Origin of the sequence: Sphingobacterium bovisgrunnientis (assembly GCF_009829085.1) — a bacterium.
GTDB lineage: Bacteria > Bacteroidota > Bacteroidia > Sphingobacteriales > Sphingobacteriaceae > Sphingobacterium > Sphingobacterium bovisgrunnientis.
The window spans coordinates 14,578-32,830 of sequence record NZ_WUQY01000032.1 but is presented as its reverse complement, the minus strand read 5'-3'; the positions used below and the strand labels follow the sequence as shown (position 1 = coordinate 32,830).

Annotated in this window: 19 protein-coding genes; 13 read left to right on the top strand and 6 right to left on the bottom strand. The window is 35.1% G+C overall.

The features are described 5' to 3' along the window. Positions 1-5 precede the first annotated feature (5 nt). Together GOQ16_RS14000 and GOQ16_RS13995 are read left to right on the top strand one after the other, a co-directional pair. On the top strand, positions 6-1,562 hold the full coding sequence (locus tag GOQ16_RS14000; protein ID WP_160069855.1) for a RagB/SusD family nutrient uptake outer membrane protein: 1,557 nt from the start codon (positions 6-8) through the stop codon (positions 1,560-1,562). Between the two features lie 11 nt (positions 1,563-1,573). Then, on the top strand, positions 1,574-2,542 hold the full coding sequence (locus GOQ16_RS13995) for a cadherin repeat domain-containing protein (RefSeq protein ID WP_160069854.1): 969 nt from the start codon (positions 1,574-1,576) through the stop codon (positions 2,540-2,542). Between the two features lie 168 nt (positions 2,543-2,710). Here GOQ16_RS13995 and GOQ16_RS13990 read toward each other — a convergent pair whose 3' ends face one another. Together GOQ16_RS13990 and GOQ16_RS13985 are read right to left on the bottom strand one after the other, a co-directional pair. Continuing rightward, positions 2,711-3,085 (bottom strand): hypothetical protein, encoded by a 375-nt coding sequence (locus GOQ16_RS13990; RefSeq protein WP_160069853.1) that lies wholly within the window; start codon positions 3,083-3,085, stop codon positions 2,711-2,713. Positions 3,086-3,246: 161 nt separating this feature from the next. Beyond that, a complete protein-coding gene (locus GOQ16_RS13985) occupies positions 3,247-3,741 on the bottom strand; it encodes a hypothetical protein (protein ID WP_160069852.1) in 495 nt (164 codons plus the stop codon). A 180-nt stretch (positions 3,742-3,921) separates the two neighbouring features. Between GOQ16_RS13985 and GOQ16_RS13980 the strand changes: the two genes are divergently transcribed. Further along, positions 3,922-4,902, top strand: coding sequence for a deoxyhypusine synthase family protein (locus GOQ16_RS13980; RefSeq protein WP_160069851.1), 981 nt, complete (start codon positions 3,922-3,924; stop codon positions 4,900-4,902). Between the two features lie 142 nt (positions 4,903-5,044). After that, positions 5,045-5,578 carry a hypothetical protein gene (locus GOQ16_RS13975; RefSeq protein ID WP_160069850.1) on the top strand — a complete coding sequence of 178 codons (534 nt, stop codon included), beginning with the start codon at positions 5,045-5,047 and terminating at the stop codon, positions 5,576-5,578. A gap of 179 nt (positions 5,579-5,757) precedes the next feature. On the opposite strand, the gene GOQ16_RS13970 is transcribed toward GOQ16_RS13975, so the two are convergent. Beyond that, a complete protein-coding gene (locus tag GOQ16_RS13970; RefSeq protein ID WP_160069849.1) occupies positions 5,758-6,249 on the bottom strand; it encodes a hypothetical protein in 492 nt (163 codons plus the stop codon). A gap of 111 nt (positions 6,250-6,360) precedes the next feature. Between GOQ16_RS13970 and GOQ16_RS13965 the strand changes: the two genes are divergently transcribed. Further along, complete coding sequence (locus tag GOQ16_RS13965) at positions 6,361-6,936, top strand: non-canonical purine NTP diphosphatase (RefSeq protein ID WP_160069848.1); 576 nt, start codon at positions 6,361-6,363, stop codon at positions 6,934-6,936. Positions 6,937-7,046: 110 nt separating this feature from the next. On the opposite strand, the gene GOQ16_RS13960 is transcribed toward GOQ16_RS13965, so the two are convergent. Beyond that, positions 7,047-9,329 (bottom strand): OstA-like protein, encoded by a 2,283-nt coding sequence (locus GOQ16_RS13960; protein ID WP_240141049.1) that lies wholly within the window; start codon positions 9,327-9,329, stop codon positions 7,047-7,049. Positions 9,330-9,422: 93 nt separating this feature from the next. On the opposite strand from GOQ16_RS13960, the gene tilS reads away from it, so the two are divergent. The 7 genes from tilS to GOQ16_RS13925 all read left to right on the top strand — a co-directional run bounded on the left by tilS (position 9,423) and on the right by GOQ16_RS13925 (position 15,325). Beyond that, complete coding sequence (gene tilS, locus GOQ16_RS13955) at positions 9,423-10,760, top strand: tRNA lysidine(34) synthetase TilS (RefSeq protein WP_160069847.1); 1,338 nt, start codon at positions 9,423-9,425, stop codon at positions 10,758-10,760. Then, on the top strand, positions 10,757-11,236 hold the full coding sequence (locus GOQ16_RS13950; protein ID WP_149913173.1) for a hypothetical protein: 480 nt from the start codon (positions 10,757-10,759) through the stop codon (positions 11,234-11,236). Before tilS ends, GOQ16_RS13950 begins: the two co-directional genes overlap by 4 nt. A gap of 84 nt (positions 11,237-11,320) precedes the next feature. Then, entirely contained in the window at positions 11,321-11,638 is a 318-nt protein-coding gene (locus GOQ16_RS13945) for a DUF4834 family protein (RefSeq protein WP_149913172.1), read from the top strand. Between the two features lie 93 nt (positions 11,639-11,731). Next, positions 11,732-12,838 (top strand): DNA replication/repair protein RecF, encoded by a 1,107-nt coding sequence (gene recF / locus GOQ16_RS13940; RefSeq protein WP_160069846.1) that lies wholly within the window; start codon positions 11,732-11,734, stop codon positions 12,836-12,838. Further along, positions 12,828-13,145 carry a DciA family protein gene (locus GOQ16_RS13935; protein WP_160069845.1) on the top strand — a complete coding sequence of 106 codons (318 nt, stop codon included), beginning with the start codon at positions 12,828-12,830 and terminating at the stop codon, positions 13,143-13,145. Before recF ends, GOQ16_RS13935 begins: the two co-directional genes overlap by 11 nt. A 21-nt stretch (positions 13,146-13,166) precedes the next feature. Next, positions 13,167-14,057, top strand: a complete 891-nt coding sequence (locus tag GOQ16_RS13930; protein ID WP_160069844.1) for an EamA family transporter — start codon at positions 13,167-13,169, stop codon at positions 14,055-14,057. Positions 14,058-14,203: 146 nt separating this feature from the next. Next, positions 14,204-15,325, top strand: a complete 1,122-nt coding sequence (locus tag GOQ16_RS13925; RefSeq protein ID WP_160069843.1) for a lipid II:glycine glycyltransferase FemX — start codon at positions 14,204-14,206, stop codon at positions 15,323-15,325. A gap of 36 nt (positions 15,326-15,361) precedes the next feature. Here the strand turns inward: GOQ16_RS13925 and GOQ16_RS13920 are convergent, their stop codons facing one another. Both GOQ16_RS13920 and asnS read right to left on the bottom strand, forming a co-directional pair. Next, the gene (locus GOQ16_RS13920) at positions 15,362-15,982 is read right to left on the bottom strand and encodes an L-threonylcarbamoyladenylate synthase (RefSeq protein WP_160069842.1); all 621 of its coding nucleotides are present in this window, start codon (positions 15,980-15,982) and stop codon (positions 15,362-15,364) included. 107 nt (positions 15,983-16,089) lie between these two features. Then, positions 16,090-17,535 carry an asparagine--tRNA ligase gene (gene asnS, locus GOQ16_RS13915; RefSeq protein ID WP_160069841.1) on the bottom strand — a complete coding sequence of 482 codons (1,446 nt, stop codon included), beginning with the start codon at positions 17,533-17,535 and terminating at the stop codon, positions 16,090-16,092. Between the two features lie 156 nt (positions 17,536-17,691). On the opposite strand from asnS, the gene GOQ16_RS13910 reads away from it, so the two are divergent. Then, the gene (locus GOQ16_RS13910; RefSeq protein ID WP_160069840.1) at positions 17,692-18,192 is read left to right on the top strand and encodes a GNAT family N-acetyltransferase; all 501 of its coding nucleotides are present in this window, start codon (positions 17,692-17,694) and stop codon (positions 18,190-18,192) included. Positions 18,193-18,253: the final 61 nt, after the last annotated feature.

Genomic DNA, 18,253 nt, shown 5'->3' with positions numbered 1-18,253 from the left:
ATAATATGAAAGCGAAAAATAATAAACTACATATATTTCTGTTGGCTGGACTTACTTTTTTTGGCGCTTCGTGTACCAAATTCGATGATAAAGTTTATTCAGCATACACAGAAGATACTTTTCCAAAAACGCCCGAGCAGTTTGTTGCGGTTACGGGACCTGTATATACCTCGGCTAGGGGATATTTTGGGGATTATTTTGATTTACAGACCGCAGGATCGGACGAAGTGATCATTCCTACACGGGGAGGTGACTGGTTTGATGGTGGTAAATGGCGCGATATGCATTTTCATACGTGGTCGCCGTCGCATGAAGTCGTTCGTAATGCATGGAATTGGGGCTTCAATGCTATCGGTACATGTAATCGGGTATTGAGTGTGTTGGAAAAATCCGAGGATTCAGAACAAAAGAACCAAACATTAGCAGAAATTAAAACTATGCGCGCTTGGTACTATTATTTGATGATGGATGCGTATGGAAATATTCCATTGGTAACATCTTTTGATACAGGTACAGAGTTGCCAAGTACGACGCCTCGTGCGCAGATATTTGAATTTGTTGTTTCCGAATTGGAAGAAAATCTACCGTTATTGAGTGAAGAAAAATCTTTAGCAACATATGGAAGACCTACAAAATGGTTTGCACACGCATTATTGGCAAAAACCTATCTCAATGCGCAAGTATATACAGGTACAGCACAATGGAACAAAGTCGTGGAAAATGCGAATGCGGTAATTGCGTCAGAAAAATATTCCTTAGAAAATGATTTTTTAGCTCAATTTAAAGCAGACAATGGCGCGGACAGTCCAGAACCAATCTTTTCAATCCCATTTGATGCATCAAGAGCAAAGGGCAATGCATTATTCAACAAAGTATTACATTATGCGCATCGTCAAACATTTGAGTTGAATGGTAATCCATGGAACGGATGGAGCGCGCAGCCCGCTTATTTCAATTTATTTGAAGATTTAGATAATCGTAAGCAACAATGGTTATACGGTCAACAGTACAATGCCACAGGTCAACCTTTGATTAATAATGGGGTGAATGTTTTTATCAATCCCGAAGGATATAATTTATTGCCGGGTTCTGATTTTGATATTGGTGGAGCAGACGATGGTGGTCGTTTGGCTGGTGCACGTTGTGTAAAATACCAACCAGACAAAAACCATATTGGCAGTGATGCAGGAAATGACGTAGTCGTATTTAGACTAGCTGATGTGTTATTAATGAAAGCAGAAGCTATCTTGCGTGGTGCAACAAATGGCACTGCCGCACAAGCTTTAGAGGCAGCTAATCAAGTCCGCAAAAGAGCTTTTCCTGTAAATCCTGAAAAACATTTTACTGCTGGAACATTGAATTTTGATGCGATCTATAAAGAACGTGGGTTGGAGTTTACATTTGAAGTAACGCGTCGTACAGATATGATTCGTTTTGGTAAGTGGGAAGATGCTATGTTGTTTAAGCCAGCAAACACAACAGAGACCTTTAAGCGCCTATTCCCAATACCAGCGACAGCGTTGGCAAATAACACAAATCTAACACCTAATCCAGGTTACTAATTATGAATGTTATGAAAACAATATATAAGTTTTTAACAATTGGTTTATGTGGTCTACTTTTCTTAGGTATTAACGCCTGTAAAAAGGTAGAACATAGCATTGACGATCAAATTGTTTCGATTAATGAAAGTACAGTAACAACTATCCAGATAGGTAAGAAGCTTAAAGTAGGTTTCATCGCGCTGAATGTGAGTACTTTCGAATTTAGCATTGAGAAGGATGCTACAGCATTGCTTACTGAACAGGTTATGGTAGAGCCTAATCAAAATATTATGGAAAAGGAATTTAATATTCCTTTAGATGAAAGCTATATTGGAGAAGCGAACCTAAAAATTACCTATCAATCGGGTGGGCAGACAGTGACTAAAACGCATCCAATAACTTTCGAAGAAAGTAATCCACAAATGTTTGTCGTAGGTGGGTCTACAGGAGCAGGTTGGGAACCTACTAATGCTGTTGCAATGACATTGTATGGTGAAGGTAGTAAAACCACGTTTGAGACTTTTGAATACTTGACTGCTGATGGAGGATTTAAGTTTTTGCCTACAAATGTGGATTGGGCAGGTGCATTCGGAATAGGAACTACCACTGGTACATTATTGCAAGATGAAGAGGCTGATAATATTACTGTACCTGAAAATGGATTCTATCGCCTTCGTATGGACTCTGATGCATTAACTTATACTGCATTAAAGCTAAACATGGGAGTGGTCGGAAATGCTACACCCGGAAGTTGGGACAACGACACAAATATGGAATTTGTAGGTAGCAAAGGAACATATATCTGGAAAGTAACCGTGAATTTAGTACCTGGCTTAATTAAATTCAGAGCTAACAAGGGTTGGGATATAAATTTTGGCGGTACGGAGAGTGAAATTACGCAAGGAGGCGATGATATAAATATTGCTTCAGCTGGTTTGTATGATTTAACATTAGATCTTACTCCGGGAGCGTACACCGCAAAAATTGAGAAAAAATAATAAACTAAAAATGGGTGATTGTTGAAATCACCCATTTTTTTATACCTTAGTCCTATGAATACAATGTCTTGGGGCGTAGGAACGCAAGAAATAATAATTATACTCGTACTAATACTATTTTTAGTGTTCTTCTATATTTTCTTTTCTAAACTCTTGAGAAGAAAGTAATTAATCAGCTAAATAAGCTTGCTCTATGCATTTGATAACTTGTATGTCTGAAATATAAGTTAGTTTTGCATCTTGGAAAGCAATTTCTTTTGCCTTCTGTTCTGCGTTAAGCGCAAATTCCTGAAAAATTTTGTAATGTTCTTTTCGCTGCTTTAAATCTTTTGCTTTTAACTGCTGCAGCTCATTTACTAATTCTTGATTTATTTTAATTTCTACTTTAAGATCACTTGATATTTGTTGAAATAATATTAAAGGCTCTTTTTTCTGTTGAAAATAAATAGCAAAAGCCTCTAGATTATTCTCATCATTGATAATATAAGCTTCAAATTCTACTTGTCCAATTTGAATTTTATCAATTAATTTAGAATTACTCATATCTTATGTCTTTGGTTAGATTTATATTTTGCCCCAAAAATAAATTTAATTTCTGATACTCTCTAAAATATTTTATCTGTGCAAAGTAATTTGTAAATATTGACTGATTAATTAAGTTTGTTTTTAATATTTTTTAACAAATGTGTGGTATTGAGAATAGATTATTTAATCAGTGCAATAGATAAGTTATTATACTTCATTTTTAATGTATCAATGCTTATGGTATCTTTTGCATTGATTATAAGTTTCGATAATATCTTTTCACTCTGAAAGAAAGCATCTATTGTGTCCAATTGATCGCTGCTCCATTTGATAATTGTCGTAGATTTTTGGTTTTCTATTTTTTCGGAAAGATTAACATTATATGTAGTTAATTTCTCCTTTGGATTTAAGGCTAGTCGATTCGGATTATTGGAATTAACTATGTAATGATTTTGATTATTATAAAAATGAAATACTCTTAAATCATCTATTTTAAAGCCATCAACTTTACTTTGATCCAATAAGTCGTTACCATGGCGGTCGATCACACTAATAGCCACTTCTTTAGGTATATCACAACAATCAGGAGGCAAATCACAACAGAAAACATTTTCACAAGATTGAAATAAAAAAATGTTACTTAATAAAAGCGGTATTAAAACTAATCTTCTCATAAAATGGTTTTGCTATAGGACGTGTGAATTAAATAAATTGCTACAAAATCTAAAATTAAAGATAAAGGCTAATTTTAACATTTGTTAAAAAAAGAAGCAGCTATCAGGGATTACTCAGTTCAAAATACTTTAATAAATTTAATTCAGTACCTTTGTGCTACTTATTAAAAATAGATAAAGATGAGTACACAAAAAGGTCCAATTAGTCAATTTATTGAGCACAATTACCGTCACTTTAATGCCGCTGCGTTAGTAGATGCAGCAAAAGGATATGAGCAACATTTACTAGAAGGTGGTAAAATGTTGATTTCATTAGGTGGTGCAATGTCTACAGCTGAATTAGGTGTTTCTTTAGCGGAAATGATCCGTCAAGATAAAGTACATATTATCTCGTGTACTGGTGCAAACTTAGAAGAGGATGTGATGAATTTGGTAGCGCACTCGCACTACAAACGTATTCCAAACTGGAGAGATTTGACGCCAGAGCAAGAGCGAGAATTATTAGATACGCACTTCAACCGTGTAACGGATACATGTATTCCAGAAGAAGAAGCTTTCCGTCGTCTTCAAGCACATTTAGAAGATGTTTGGCATGCTGCTGAAGCAAAAGGTGAGCGTTACTTACCACACGAATTTTTGTACCAAGTTGTAAATTCTGGTGTATTGGAGCAATACTATGAAATCGATCCTAAAGATTCATGGATTGTTGCTGCAGCAGAGAAAAACTTGCCAATCGTGTGTCCAGGATGGGAAGATTCTACTACAGGTAATATCTTCGCTTCAAATGTAATCAAAGGTAATTTGAAGGCTTCTACCTTAAAATCAGGTATCGAGTACATGATTTACTTGACAGAATGGTATCGCGAAAACTCAGGCGGTAAAGGTGTTGGATTCTTCCAAATTGCTGGTGGTATCTCTGGTGACTTCCCAATCTGTGTTGTACCGATGATGTACCAAGATTTAGAATGGACGGATGTTCCTTTCTGGTCGTACTTCTGTCAGATTTCTGACTCTACGACTTCATACGGTTCTTATTCAGGTGCTGTGCCTAATGAGAAAATCACTTGGGGTAAATTAGATATTGATACGCCTAAATTTATGATCGAGTCGGATGCAACTATTGTAGCTCCATTGGTATTCGCATATATTTTAGGACAATAGTTTAGATATTAGTATTTAGATATGAGATATGAGATTTTTTCTTGTGTCTCATATCTTTACTCTAGAAGTTCAACAGAGATGTATATTCAATCTAATATCTATATCTAAAATCTCACATCCAATATCTGTTAATCTAAAGACAATGAGCAACCTTCTTACAGATAATCCTATAGCACTACAGGCTTTGATGAACGAAACCTTGTTTTCGACAGGATTTGCTATGGAGGATGTTCAGTCACAATCTCTAGACGAGAATTCTGCTGTTAATTGGGATTCCTCAGGAGAAGAGTTTGTGTATAAAGGCAATAAGACTACCGGCGTATTATTTATTTTGCGTTATCCGTCATATCCATACTTTTCGCCAGCGGCGGAAGAAGCTTTTATCAAAACTATCGCAGCATTGCAGCTGACTCCTGAAAATGTTGCTGTAGTCAATTTGGCAAATCCTCAAAATCCAAATGACTTTAAACGTATTATGGAATTCTTCAGGCCGAAGAAAATCACCTTGCTAGGCGTTGAACCCACATCCTTAAAACTTCCAGAAATAGCACACAACTCGTATATGAAAGGTCGAATCGCTACGGTATTCAATACCTTTTCATTCGAAGAAATGTTTGCAGATGTTAATAAAAAGAAACTTTTCTGGGGAGAATTTAAAACTTTTATTGTGGATTAGTCTTTTCAATATTATTAACTTTTAGTTTTGTGATTATCAAATTATCTACTTGAATTTCACTCTTTATGCAATTTTGAATACCTATCATATTTCCTTCAGTTGGTTTTATTTTAGATCTAAATATTTCAATTTGGTCTCTATAAATTATTAATTCCGAATTTAATTGAAGGATTTGAATATTATGCCATTTGTTTAAAAAAGTAGTTTTTATAAAGTCCATCAATGCCTCTTGCTACAGAGGTCCAACCGTTTTGCTTTCTTTCGTCTTGATAACCAAATTGATTAAGTTTAATTTGGTCTTCTGAAATCTGTATTTGATAAAACTGAATTTCTTTTTTAAGATTTGACTTCAAATTTATATTACCCCACATAAAGTCAAAGAATTTCGCATCATCTTTTTGATTTAGAACCCTTATATCAAAAGAAATTGAAAAATTATCACTGCTAGAGAATTTCTTCATTTCTTTAGTTAGCCATAAACAACCTCTACTATCAAAGTTTTTAATTTTTTTAGTAATTTGATAAACCCCACTGTCAACTAATACTTTAAAATCTTTGTTGTCTAAAATATCCCATTGATTTTTATTATTAGAAAAATTTTCTTTGAATATTAGTTTATTTGGACTACAAGAGAAGATTATAAATAAGAATATAAAATAGCAGTATTTCATATGTCATCAATTTAAGTGATTTGTTAAAGATAATAATTTTTAATTTTAACAAGGAGTTGAATAAAGGAGCTTTATTTTGACTTCTACCTTTTTACTTTTTACTTTTACGGTATGTTAGAACTAGTATTTGCGACAAATAATGCACATAAGCTTGACGAAGTACAAGCAATGGTAGGAAATAAGTTTGTGTTGAAATCTTTAAGTGATATCGATTGTCAAGATGATATTCCCGAAACAGGAGTTACATTTGAGGAAAACGCGCAACAGAAAACTGATTATTTGGTAAATAAGTATGGTTTGTACTGCTTTGGTGATGATTCAGGATTAGAGATTGATGCGTTAAATGGTGAGCCAGGAGTATATTCGGCACGTTATTCAGGTTCTCGTGATATGGAGAAAAATATTGATTTGGTATTGGAAAAATTAGCTGATAATCCTAACCGTACAGCACGTTTCAAAACAGTGATATCATTATATCTAAATGAACAACAGCATTTTTTTGAAGGTGCAATCGAAGGTCAAATAATCAAAGAAAGAAGAGGAGAAAAAGGCTTCGGTTATGACCCTATTTTCATTCCAAATGGATATGATAAGACTTTCGCTGAAATGTCTGCTGATGAGAAGAATGCAATTAGTCACCGCGCTATTGCTGTTGGTAAATTGGCGAAATTTTTAAAGAATTATTAAAAACCAACCATTTAAAAGTATAAAAATTATACTTCCTGTCGGTCAATATGACGAAATAAATAGGAACAATAAAAATCAAAAAGCTCATCATTTGATGAGCTTTTTGATTTTTATTGTTCTGCTTCTTCAGCATGTTTTGTGTCTTCAGCTTTATTTTCTATTGGTTTGCCTTTTATTTCGGTCTCTTTATTTCCTTCCGAATCTTCTTTTTCGTCAGTTTCTTTAGGAACTTCACGTTTACGATTTAGAAGATCCTCTTTGGATTTTGGACGGTCTTGTGGTCGCCATGAAAAGCCAGGTAAAATTTCATTTTCTTGGGTTACCAACGCAAAAGGATAAACTTTTTGATCTACTTTCTTAATTGTTGTATAATCAATAATTTTTCGATCTTCCATTTTAACTTTAATACGTCCACCTCGGTCATGGAACATTTCCGTTATTATTTTTGTCTTTTCATTTTCTGAAAAAACTAAATTCTCCGCGTTACCATCAACAAATAATCTTTCAATATTATTTTTAGCAAAGAAGGCTGTGATTTTGCGACCTTTTAACTGATTGAATTTTGTAGAATCAGCTAACGCATTAACCATAAATGCATTCTCTTTCAATAAAGCATTGTCCATGGTCTGATTCACAATTTGCATAAATATCGTATCTGCAGAAATTTGTGAATCTTGTGCCCAAATCATCGGTCTTCCCATGAATCTAAACATAGAATCCTGCATACCATAATACACGGAATCCGCTACTGCTTGCAAATCGGATTTAAATAAACGAACATTATAATATGCTTTTACAATACGTGTACGTGCGGTGTCTGATATTTCTTGTTTGGTAGAATCTGTTGTTTGTAATTTTACATCGGGCTGTTGTGCAATTTTTAAAGCTTGATTAATAGCACTATCAGCATGCCCTGCTTGCGGTATAATAGCTTTCTGGCGAAGAATAGAATCCGCTTTCAACGTTTTCTCAATCTGTTCACGACCTTCGCCAGTATTATTTATTAGTTGTTGTGTCTTTTTAGGTGCTACTTGTTTCTTGTTTTTTAACTCATTTGGCTTGCTAAGTGTTTGATTCGCTGTATTCTCCAGCTTTGGTAATCCAGTGGGAGAGTCTGTATTTTGTAAATCAGTAAAATCACCTTCTCCATTTTCATCATCACCATAGTCTTCTTCAGATTCTTCTAGCATCTGTCCTCCACTACGATCAAGCTTAAGATCCAAAGGAATATAATCTTTAGCAAGTATCATACGTGAAAACAAAGTATCTGCCGTCATGTACACTGAGTCCATTTTTGCTTCTGGCTTTTGGGCTACGGAATTTTTAGCTAGATAATTTACCTCAGCATCTTTTGGGCTATCAGTTTTAGCCTCTGTTCGCTTTTTATCTTTATTATTTTGTTTTACTTCTTTTTTTTCTCTTGAATCAAGGGCTTTTACCTCCAATAATGGCTTATCAATTTTACTGGAGTCTGATGTTGTAGTGTCTGATTCGTTTTTTACGACAGTAATAATATATGGCTTTTCGGTCATGACGATTGACTCTTCGTCTTGCCTATATTCCCCTTTACCACCATAAGCGTAAAATTTATCTAAAGTATCTACAAAAACAACATTGCGGAACGCTTTACCAACGCCTGTTTCACGCGCGTAGTGTAGACTGTCTCCTTTTAAGAAACGACTTCCTTCTGTGTATAAATTGTTTTTATTAAAGTTGGCAACTCCAGTAGATGTATTGTAGACACCTTTTTCAGTATATAGATTTTCTTGTTTATTGCCTTTAATATTAGTAGGTCCAAAGAAAAAAGTATTTTTGGATGCACCATTATATCGCATTGTATCGGTATACACTTTTACAGATGGATTTCGGACAATGACTTGATGACGGAAATATGCGTCACCCGTGTTTTCAAAATAGTATGCGTTTTTGGAAGTGATAGTGTCAGTTTGAGAGATAATTCGACCGCCACCTGTATAAGTTCCAATTTTTGAACGCATATTGTAGGTCAAATAATTCGTGGTTAGAATTGAATTTTTATCAATCATTTTCACATTTCCAGTCAACTTAGCCTGTTGTGTCGTTGCATCGTAATGTAAGTAATCCGAATAAATAACCGTTCCTGAGGGCTGAGTAATAACTACATTGCCAAAAGCTTCGAAGAATTGCTGCTTAATTTCATTTTCATATATATACCCACTGTCAGCAGCTAAAGTATTCCCCTTGTGCTCATATACAGGATTGTAAAATGTCATGTGTCCTGTCTTTGCGTTGATACGACCTGAACTTGATGATACTAAATTCATTCTACTGGCATCACTTACTTGCACAGGAATTTGTCCGAACAAAAGTTGAACGGAAACAAAAAATAAGAATAAGACTAAATACTTCTTCACGAGGCAAAAATAGAGAATTAAATAGCAAAAAAATGTTAAGACAATCATTTTTCGTGTTAAATAAAATCAATTTTTAATACATACTTTTGATACATGAATATTCATGAGCGTTTTGAACGTTATGTAGAAGATTATAAGCTGTTTAGCAAGTCGGATAAAATTCTTGTTGCGGTGAGTGGTGGGCGAGATTCTATGTTGTTAGTGTTGTTGCTTTTGCAAAGCCAATACGCCATAGAGATTGCGCATTGCAATTTTCAACTTAGAGGCGAAGAATCGGATGGCGATGAGGCACTAGTTCGAGAGTTTGCAGCTAAAAATTCAATTCCACTGCATGTGAAAAAAATTGATACGCTACGTTATTCGGAAGAAAATAAAGTTTCCATTCAAGTAGCTGCGCGCGAATTACGTTACGCATGGTTTGAAGAATTAAGAGAAGAAAGAAATTGCAAGGTAATAGCTGTAGCACAACACATGAATGATTCTGTAGAAACGGTTTTATTCAACTTGTCACGTGGAACTGGATTGCAAGGTCTTCAAGGTATTTTGCCAAAGCGTGACGATTCAAAAGTAGTTCGTCCCATTCTTTTTTTGCAAAGCAAAGATATCACAGAATTGGTCACAAAATACGCTATTCCTTTTCGCGATGATTCATCAAATTTTTCAAATAAATATGCACGAAATAGGATTAGATTAGACATTATTCCAGAATTGGAAAAGTTGAATCCTGATTTTATTTCCATTATGGATGACAATATCCAGCGATTTCGTGACAGTCAAGATGTGTTGACTTCGTTTATGAATCGTTTGCGAAATGATATTTTGTTGCCTCGAAACTCGGATTCTTGGCAAATGCTGAAATCAGAACTTGCTAAGCTTTCCTTAAATGAATTGTATTTTGTATTAGAACCATATGGTTTTAAAAAGAATGTTTTGCAAGATTTGCTAGATAGTTTGGATAAAGAATCAGGACGGCAATTCCAATCCGAAAATTATATTTTAATTACGGATAGGGAAGCGGTTATTCTTTCAAAAAAAACAGTAGAACAAGATGCTGTTGAATTTGATGGATTCGGAGAAAGGATAGTTTGGAATAAGTTTCAATTTTCTTTCGAGGTATCGGAATTAATATTAGTAGAAAGAGAGAAAAGCGTTGCGCAAATAGAATTTAATGAAATTGTACTTCCATTGACTATTCGTTCTTGGCAAGAAGGCGATGTTTTTCAACCACTTGGTATGCAAGGAAAGAAGAAGTTGAGTGATTATTTCATCCAAAAGAAGATTAACATAGTAGATAAAAAAGGAATTCCAATCTTGGTAAATGGAGACGGTCGGATTATCTGGGTAGTCAATTATCATTTGGACGAAAGATTTAAGATTAGGGATAATACACAAAAAGTCCTTAAATTAGTTTGCAATTTAGAAGGGTTATGAGTCAAGAAAAGCATTTTGTTGAAAGGCAATTTTTAGGTAGAGACATGACTTGGATTAGTGTCCGCATGACTTTGGCTTTATTTTGTTTTATCGTGTATTATCTTAACATGGATCATTTGCCGTCCCGGCAATTGTTTTTTATCGTGGGCAGTTGTATTATAGTGGTGTCAATCGTTATGATGTATTTAGTACATTACAAGACGGATGTGTACAATGGTAATGTGGTGCTAAGTGGTCTGTGGTCTACACGTTTAGTCAAGATTGATTTATCATCGATTGTCACAGTAGAAAAGAAGCCTTACAGTACGTATATTTTCAACAATCCTGTATACAATTTGCACAAAAACGGCAAAATTCGATTTTATTCTGGTGGTAAAGACTCCGTATGGTTGACTGATAAAGACGGGTTGACCTATATTATCGGGACGCATCGCCAAGAGGAATTGTATAACGCGATCCTCAAATCCAAATCTTAAATAGTGTTAAGAGACGGCAGTCTGACATTATATTGACTTTGTTTTTTGACGATTTTGATATATTTGAATAAATAGATTAAACAGATGACAGCATTATATTTTATATTATTTGTTATAATAGCATATTACGTTTTCAAGTTTTCGATGCGTCTATTATTACCATACGCAATGAAAAAACTGGCGGAACGTATGATGAAAAAAGCACAACAGGGGCAAGGAGGTTTTACATATACGTACACATCTGGTAATCCATTTGGTCCACAGTCGACGTACCAAGATACAAATCAATCAAATACATCATCAAAAGGTGAATTGAAAGTTGATTATGTGCCACAAAAAGAAGAAAAGAGAAAAGTAGCTCCTAATGCAGGAGAGTTTATAGATTTTGAAGAAGTAAAGTAGATTTCATATTCAATTTGGAAATAGGTTGGTTAGTGTCTAAAACTAATCAACCTATTTTTTTGACTTGTACTTTTTTAGTTTTTACTTTGTATCATGTGGTTGAAGCAACTTTCCGTTTTGAATTTTAAGAACTATACAGATTCTAATATGTCTTTTCTGCCTGAAGTGAATGCTTTCACAGGGGCAAATGGCGCTGGGAAAACGAATTTGCTGGACGCCATACATTATCTTTCACTTTGCAAATCTTATTTCAATCCAATTGATTCGCAACATATCAAAAAAGGTGAGGAATATTTCATGGTGCAGGGAGAGTTTGAACGAAAAGAGAGACCGGATGTAATTTCCTGTAGCCTTAAGAAAAATCAGAAAAAGCAATTCAAACGCAATAAAAAGGATTATCCACGATTAGCGGATCATATCGGCCAGTTTCCGTTGGTGATGATTTCGCCAAATGATACTTTGATTATTCTCGAAGGATCGGAAGAACGTCGTAAATTCATTGATAATGTTATTTCACAAACCGACAATCGCTATTTAGATACATTAATTGCATACAATAAAATCTTATTACAGCGCAATACGTTGTTGAAAAATATCAAAGAAAAGGGAGTGTTTGATGTCGGGTTGTTGGAAGTGCTGAATATGCAATTGGTTGAAGTGGGGGAAGTAATTTACCATAAACGGAAGGTGTTTATGGAGAAATTTACACCTTCTTTTCAGCGCCATTATCAATATCTTTCGGAAAATGCGGAAGAGGTTACTTTGCAGTATGAATCGCAATTGCATGGAATGGATTTTATGCATTTATTGGAGTATTCTTTAGACAAGGACCGTATTCTGGAGCGAACTACTCAGGGTATACATAAGGACGATTTACTGTTTACCATTCACGGTGAAATGGCGTTGAAGAAATTTGGTTCGCAAGGACAACAGAAATCATTTCTTATAGCTTTAAAGCTCGCACAATACACGTATTTGCAAGAGCAAAATAAGTTTAAGCCTTTGCTGTTATTGGATGATATCTTCGATAAATTGGACGAAAGTCGCACAAAGAAGCTTATGCAGATGGTTTCGGACGATGAATTTGGACAAATCTTTATCACGGATACCGACGCTGCTAGAATTCGTAAGATATTCGACGAAATCCAACAACCTATCCGTATATTTGATATCGAAGGGGGACAAGCGCATGTTATATAAGAAAAAAGTGGACGAAATACCTACGCGTGATGATATCAGTATGAAGCAGGCGGTGGAGAAATGGTTGGAGGTATACAGGTTGCGTCGCAAGTATGAGGAGTCATCTGTAGTCACTTTTTGGGAGGATATTATTGGTCCATACATCGCTAGGAGAACTCAACACATCTATATTAAAGACAGAAAATTGTATGTCAAAGTGGAGTCTGCCGTTGTAAAACACGAATTGGCTATCCATCGTAGGCAAATCATTGGTCGGGTAAATGAACATGTGGGGCATGTAATTGTAGAAGAGTTCGTTATTCTTTAGAAAAAAATCTATTTTAATTTCATGCAACTCAAATATTACGCTGCTGCACTTTCTTCATTTGTAGTTTGGGGAGCTTTTAGTTTAGTATTACGACCACTCAGCGACTATGCCGCACTCGATATTTTGACTTATCGTGTGGCTTTTGCAGCGGTTATTATCGCATTAATTAGTTTAATTTTTCGTTATCGTGTCACGAAGGAAAATATTTGTCTAATCATTTCTTTAGCCCCAAACGATAGTTTAAAAATCATTTCAGCTACTATTTTTAGTGCTATTATGTTAGCCCTTAATTGGTACTTATACATCTATGTAATGAATGCCGTAAGTGTTAATGCGACTTCATTAGCCTATTTGATTTGCCCAATTCTCACCACTGTATTAGCCAGTATATTCTTAAAAGAAAAGCTTAATGCAGGACAATGTACAGCTGTTGCACTCAGTGTTTTGAGTTGTGTGATGCTGTCGTATGGTCATTTCATGGATATGGTTTATAGTGTTATCATCGCACTGTCGTATGCAATTTATTTAGTTGTACAGAAGGCAAGCAAAAAGTTGGATAAATTTTTTACCTTGACGCTTCATATTCTGATTAGTTCCTTGTTTTTAATTCCGCTAGGGATGAATTCAGGAGAAGCTGTTACTCATTCAGACCAGTTTTTTCAATATATTCTCATTATAGCTGTCTTCTTTACGATAATTCCTTTGTTTCTTAATATGTATGCTTTGAAAGGATTAGATTCGTCCTTAGTGGGCGTATTGCTTTATATAAATCCAATCATCGCTTTTTTGTTAGCCATTTTTTATTTCGACGAAAACATAACATTATTACAAGGTCTAGCCTATGGGATAATCTTTTTGGCAGTAATTGTCTTTAATGTTTCTTATCTCCAAGGAAAGAGAAAAGTTTCTTAGAATAGAAAACACTGAAGTTATTTAGAACCGTTCTAATAGTCTCTTGTTGCTCGATTATGACAATCAGGTCTGTTTTTGTGTGGTTATATTCCCTATGTTTGTGCCATTTGTGATTTTAATAAAATATTGAAAATAAGTGTATTATCATGATTTCAGATTTGGAGCAAAAAGACAATAGTCATCTTTACAAAACAGGTATTATTCAACAAACGGCTTATTGGTCAGCGGTCAAAAAACTGCAAGGAATAGATTCTTTAGCCTATAATTTCAGAACAACGGCAGAGGATTTGTTTTGTAAACCGTCTGAAGAAACGTTTGTGGTAGGTGATTTTTTGATTATGCTCCAATATTTGGATAAGGATAATTGTATCGCTTATGTGCCTTATGGTCCTGAAACTGAGCCATCAGAGGAACAACAAGGCTATTTTTTAGAACAACTTTCAGAAGCGCTTCGTCATTATTTACCGGCAAACTGTATTTTGATTCGCTATGATTTGTCGTGGCAGTCTCAATGGGCAAATGAAGATGATTGCTATGATTTGCACGGCAATTGGATTGGACTTCCGTCCAGAAGGGTGCAAGAAATGCGTGTGAATTTCAATACCGAATTTGGAAATTTGAGAAAAGCAAATACCGATATTCTTCCTTCAAATACGATCTTCATGAATTTGCGTGAAAGCGATGATTTGTTGTTAGGTAATATGAAACCTAAAACACGTTATAATATCAATTTGGCAAAACGTAAAGGTGTTCGGATAGAATCGTTGGGTTTGGAAAGTCTACAAATTTGGTACGAACTGTATAGACAGACAGCAAAGCGAAACAATTTCTTTTTGCATGATATTAATTATTTTAGAATTGTACTTTCAGCGCGAGCGAATAATTCAGAATCACCTGCTGATGTGTATATGTTGGTTGCTTATGTGGATGATGAGCCTTTAGCAGCTATGTTTTTAGTTGTTTCAGCTAATCGCGCAACTTATTTATACGGAGCTTCTTCTACAGAAAATCGAAATTATATGGGAACATATGCGTTGCAATGGCGCGCAATGCAATTGGCAAGAGAGAAAGGTTGTACAGAATATGATTTTTTTGGCATTTCACCAGATGCGGATCCCGCACATCCTATGTATGGACTGTATCGATTCAAATCTGGTTTTGGTGGACAAGTATTTCACCGAATGGGTTGTTGGGATTACCCATTAGATAAGCGGAAATATGAATATTATTCCGCTATGGAATTTCAAAATCAGAGTTACCACATATAAAGGGAAATGGCTTGCAAATTTGCAAGCCATTTCCCTTTATAAATATTGTTCTAAATCGCCTTTGCCTTCGCGGATAACCTCAAAGTCACCGTTTGTGACATCCACTACAGTAGAAGCGACATTGTCTCCATAGCCACCATCAATTACTAAATCAACAGATTCTTGGTATTTTTCGTAAATCAATTCTGGATCGGTAGAATATTCAATAATATCGTCTTCATCACGAATGGAAGCAGTTACAATTGGATTGCCCAATTGCTTTACTATTTCACGTACGATAGCATTATCTGGCACACGAATTCCTACCGTTTTCTTTTTCGAACTCAGTAGTTTCGGCACCTGCCCACTTGCATTGAAAATAAAAGTAAAAGGTCCAGGCAAGGCTTTTTTCAACACACGGAATACTGTCGTGTCAAAAGGTTTGGTATATTGTGAAATATCCGTTAAATCGTAGCATATAAAAGATAAATTTGCCTTATCAGGTTTCAAACCTCTGATTTGGCAAACCTTTTCAATGGCTTTTTGATTCGTAATATCACAACCAATTCCGTATACTGTATCGGTAGGATAAATAATCACACCACCTTTTTTCAAGATATCTACAGCCTGATCAATAGCCTTTGGATTTGGATTGTCGTTATATATTTTTATAAGCATGTACTGTACTAAAGTAAAAAAGTTAAAATTAAAAAGTAAAAATCCTATTTTACTGTTATAAAAAAAGAGTTGCTATAATAACAACTCTCTCTGTATAATGTTCTTTTTTAAAACTCAGCGTTTTTCGGGGTACGTGGGAAAGGAATCACGTCTCTGATATTCGTCATACCTGTTGTAAATAACACCAAACGCTCAAATCCAACACCAAAACCAGAATGTGGTACCGAACCAAAACGGCGTGTGTCTAAGAACCATTCGATTTCTTCTGGCTCGATTCCAACCTCAGCCATACGAGCCAATAATTTATCTAAGTTCTCCTCACGTTGAGAACCGCCGACCATTTCTCCGATACCTGGGAACAAGATGTCCATCGCGCGTACCGTGTGGCGACCTTGTGCATCTACTTCATTTTGTTTCATGTAGAATGACTTAATTTCACGTGGATAATCAGTCAATATTACAGGTTTTTTGAAGTGTTTTTCCACTAAATATCTTTCGTGCTCGGATTGTAAATCAGCTCCCCAACCTTCGATTAGATATTTGAATTGTTTCTTTTGGTTCGGTTTTGAAGCTTTCAAAATATCGATAGCTTCTGTATAGGTCAAACGCTCAAAGTTATTTTCTAATACAAAATTTAATTTTTCTACTAAATTCAATTCCGAACGTTCAGCTTGTGGTTTTGATTTCTCTTCATCCAACAAACGGTTTTTCAAGAATTCGATTTCTTCTGGACAAGTTTCTAAAGCGTATTTGATGACATATTTCAACAAGTCTTCTGCCAAGTCCATGTTATCGTCCAATTCATAGAATGCCATTTCTGGTTCAATCATCCAGAACTCTGCTAAGTGACGCGTTGTGTTTGAGTTTTCAGCACGGAAAGTAGGTCCGAATGTATAGATATTTCCAAATGCTAAAGCGGCTAATTCACCTTCTAATTGACCAGAAACTGTCAAGTTTGTTGATTTGCCAAAGAAATCTTCTTTGAAATCTACTTTACCATCTTCTGTCAACGGTGGATTGATAGGGTCTAAAGTCGTTACTCTAAACATTTCACCAGCACCTTCGGCATCCGAACCCGTAATAATAGGCGAGTGGAAGTATAAGAAATCTCTTTCTTGGAAAAATTTATGAATAGCAAATGACAAAGCATTACGCACTTTGAAAATCGCGTTGAAAGTTCCTGTACGTACGCGCAAATGTGCAATCTCGCGTAAGAACTCCAAACTGTGTTTTTTTGGTTGTAATGGATATTTCTCTGGATCTGAATCTCCAATAATCGATACCTCCGTTGCTTGTACTTCTACACGTTGACCTTTACCTTGTGACTCTACCAAATTACCTTTTACACGAACTGCTGCACCTGTAGTGATTCTTTTTAAGATATCTTCTGAAGTGTTTTCAAAATCTACTACAGCTTGGATATTATTAATTGAAGAACCATCGTTAATCGCTATAAATTGATTATTTCGAAAAGTTCTAACCCAGCCTTTTACGATAACCTCTTTTCCAAATTCTTCGGATTTTAATAATTCTTTAATTCGTGTATGTTCCATTTTTATATATTAGGAATTTTATAATGCTATTTTTAGAGATACAAAAATACGCTATTAATACGTGTTATAAAAGGTTATTTTTCGTTGTTTTAAAATAACTTTTAATTAACTTCAAAGCAGGAGAAAACGGAAAAAATTAATTGAGAAAAATCTACCATGAAATTTAGGAAAGCATTAGAATCTGAAGTGGACGAAATTTGGACAATTCTTCAATACGCTATAGAGCGACGAAAACAAGATGGTAGTAAGCAATGGCAAGATGGATACCCTAATCCTCATACCATTCGTTATGATATTGCTAAGGAATTGGCTTATGTGTTAGCGGATGACAAAGGGATATTGGCATACGGAGCAGTGATTTTTGAAGATGATCCAGATTACGCAACTATTACTGGAAAATGGCTTACGGAGCGAGATTATGTGGTCGTTCATCGGGTTGCGGCTGCGGCACGTGCAAAAGGTATGGGCATTGCGACTCAACTATTCCAACATATCGAGACTTTTGCAAAATCAAGAAACATCTTTAGTATTAAAGTGGATACCAATTTTGACAATTTGGCTATGTTGCGAATTTTAGAGAAATTAGGTTATCAATATTGTGGTGACGTGATAATTAGAGATTCAGCGCGTATGGCTTTTGAAAAATGTTTGGATTAATCTTTGCATAGTGAAAGATAGTTTCGGAGAATAAGATACATGTATCAAATCAGCAAGTAAT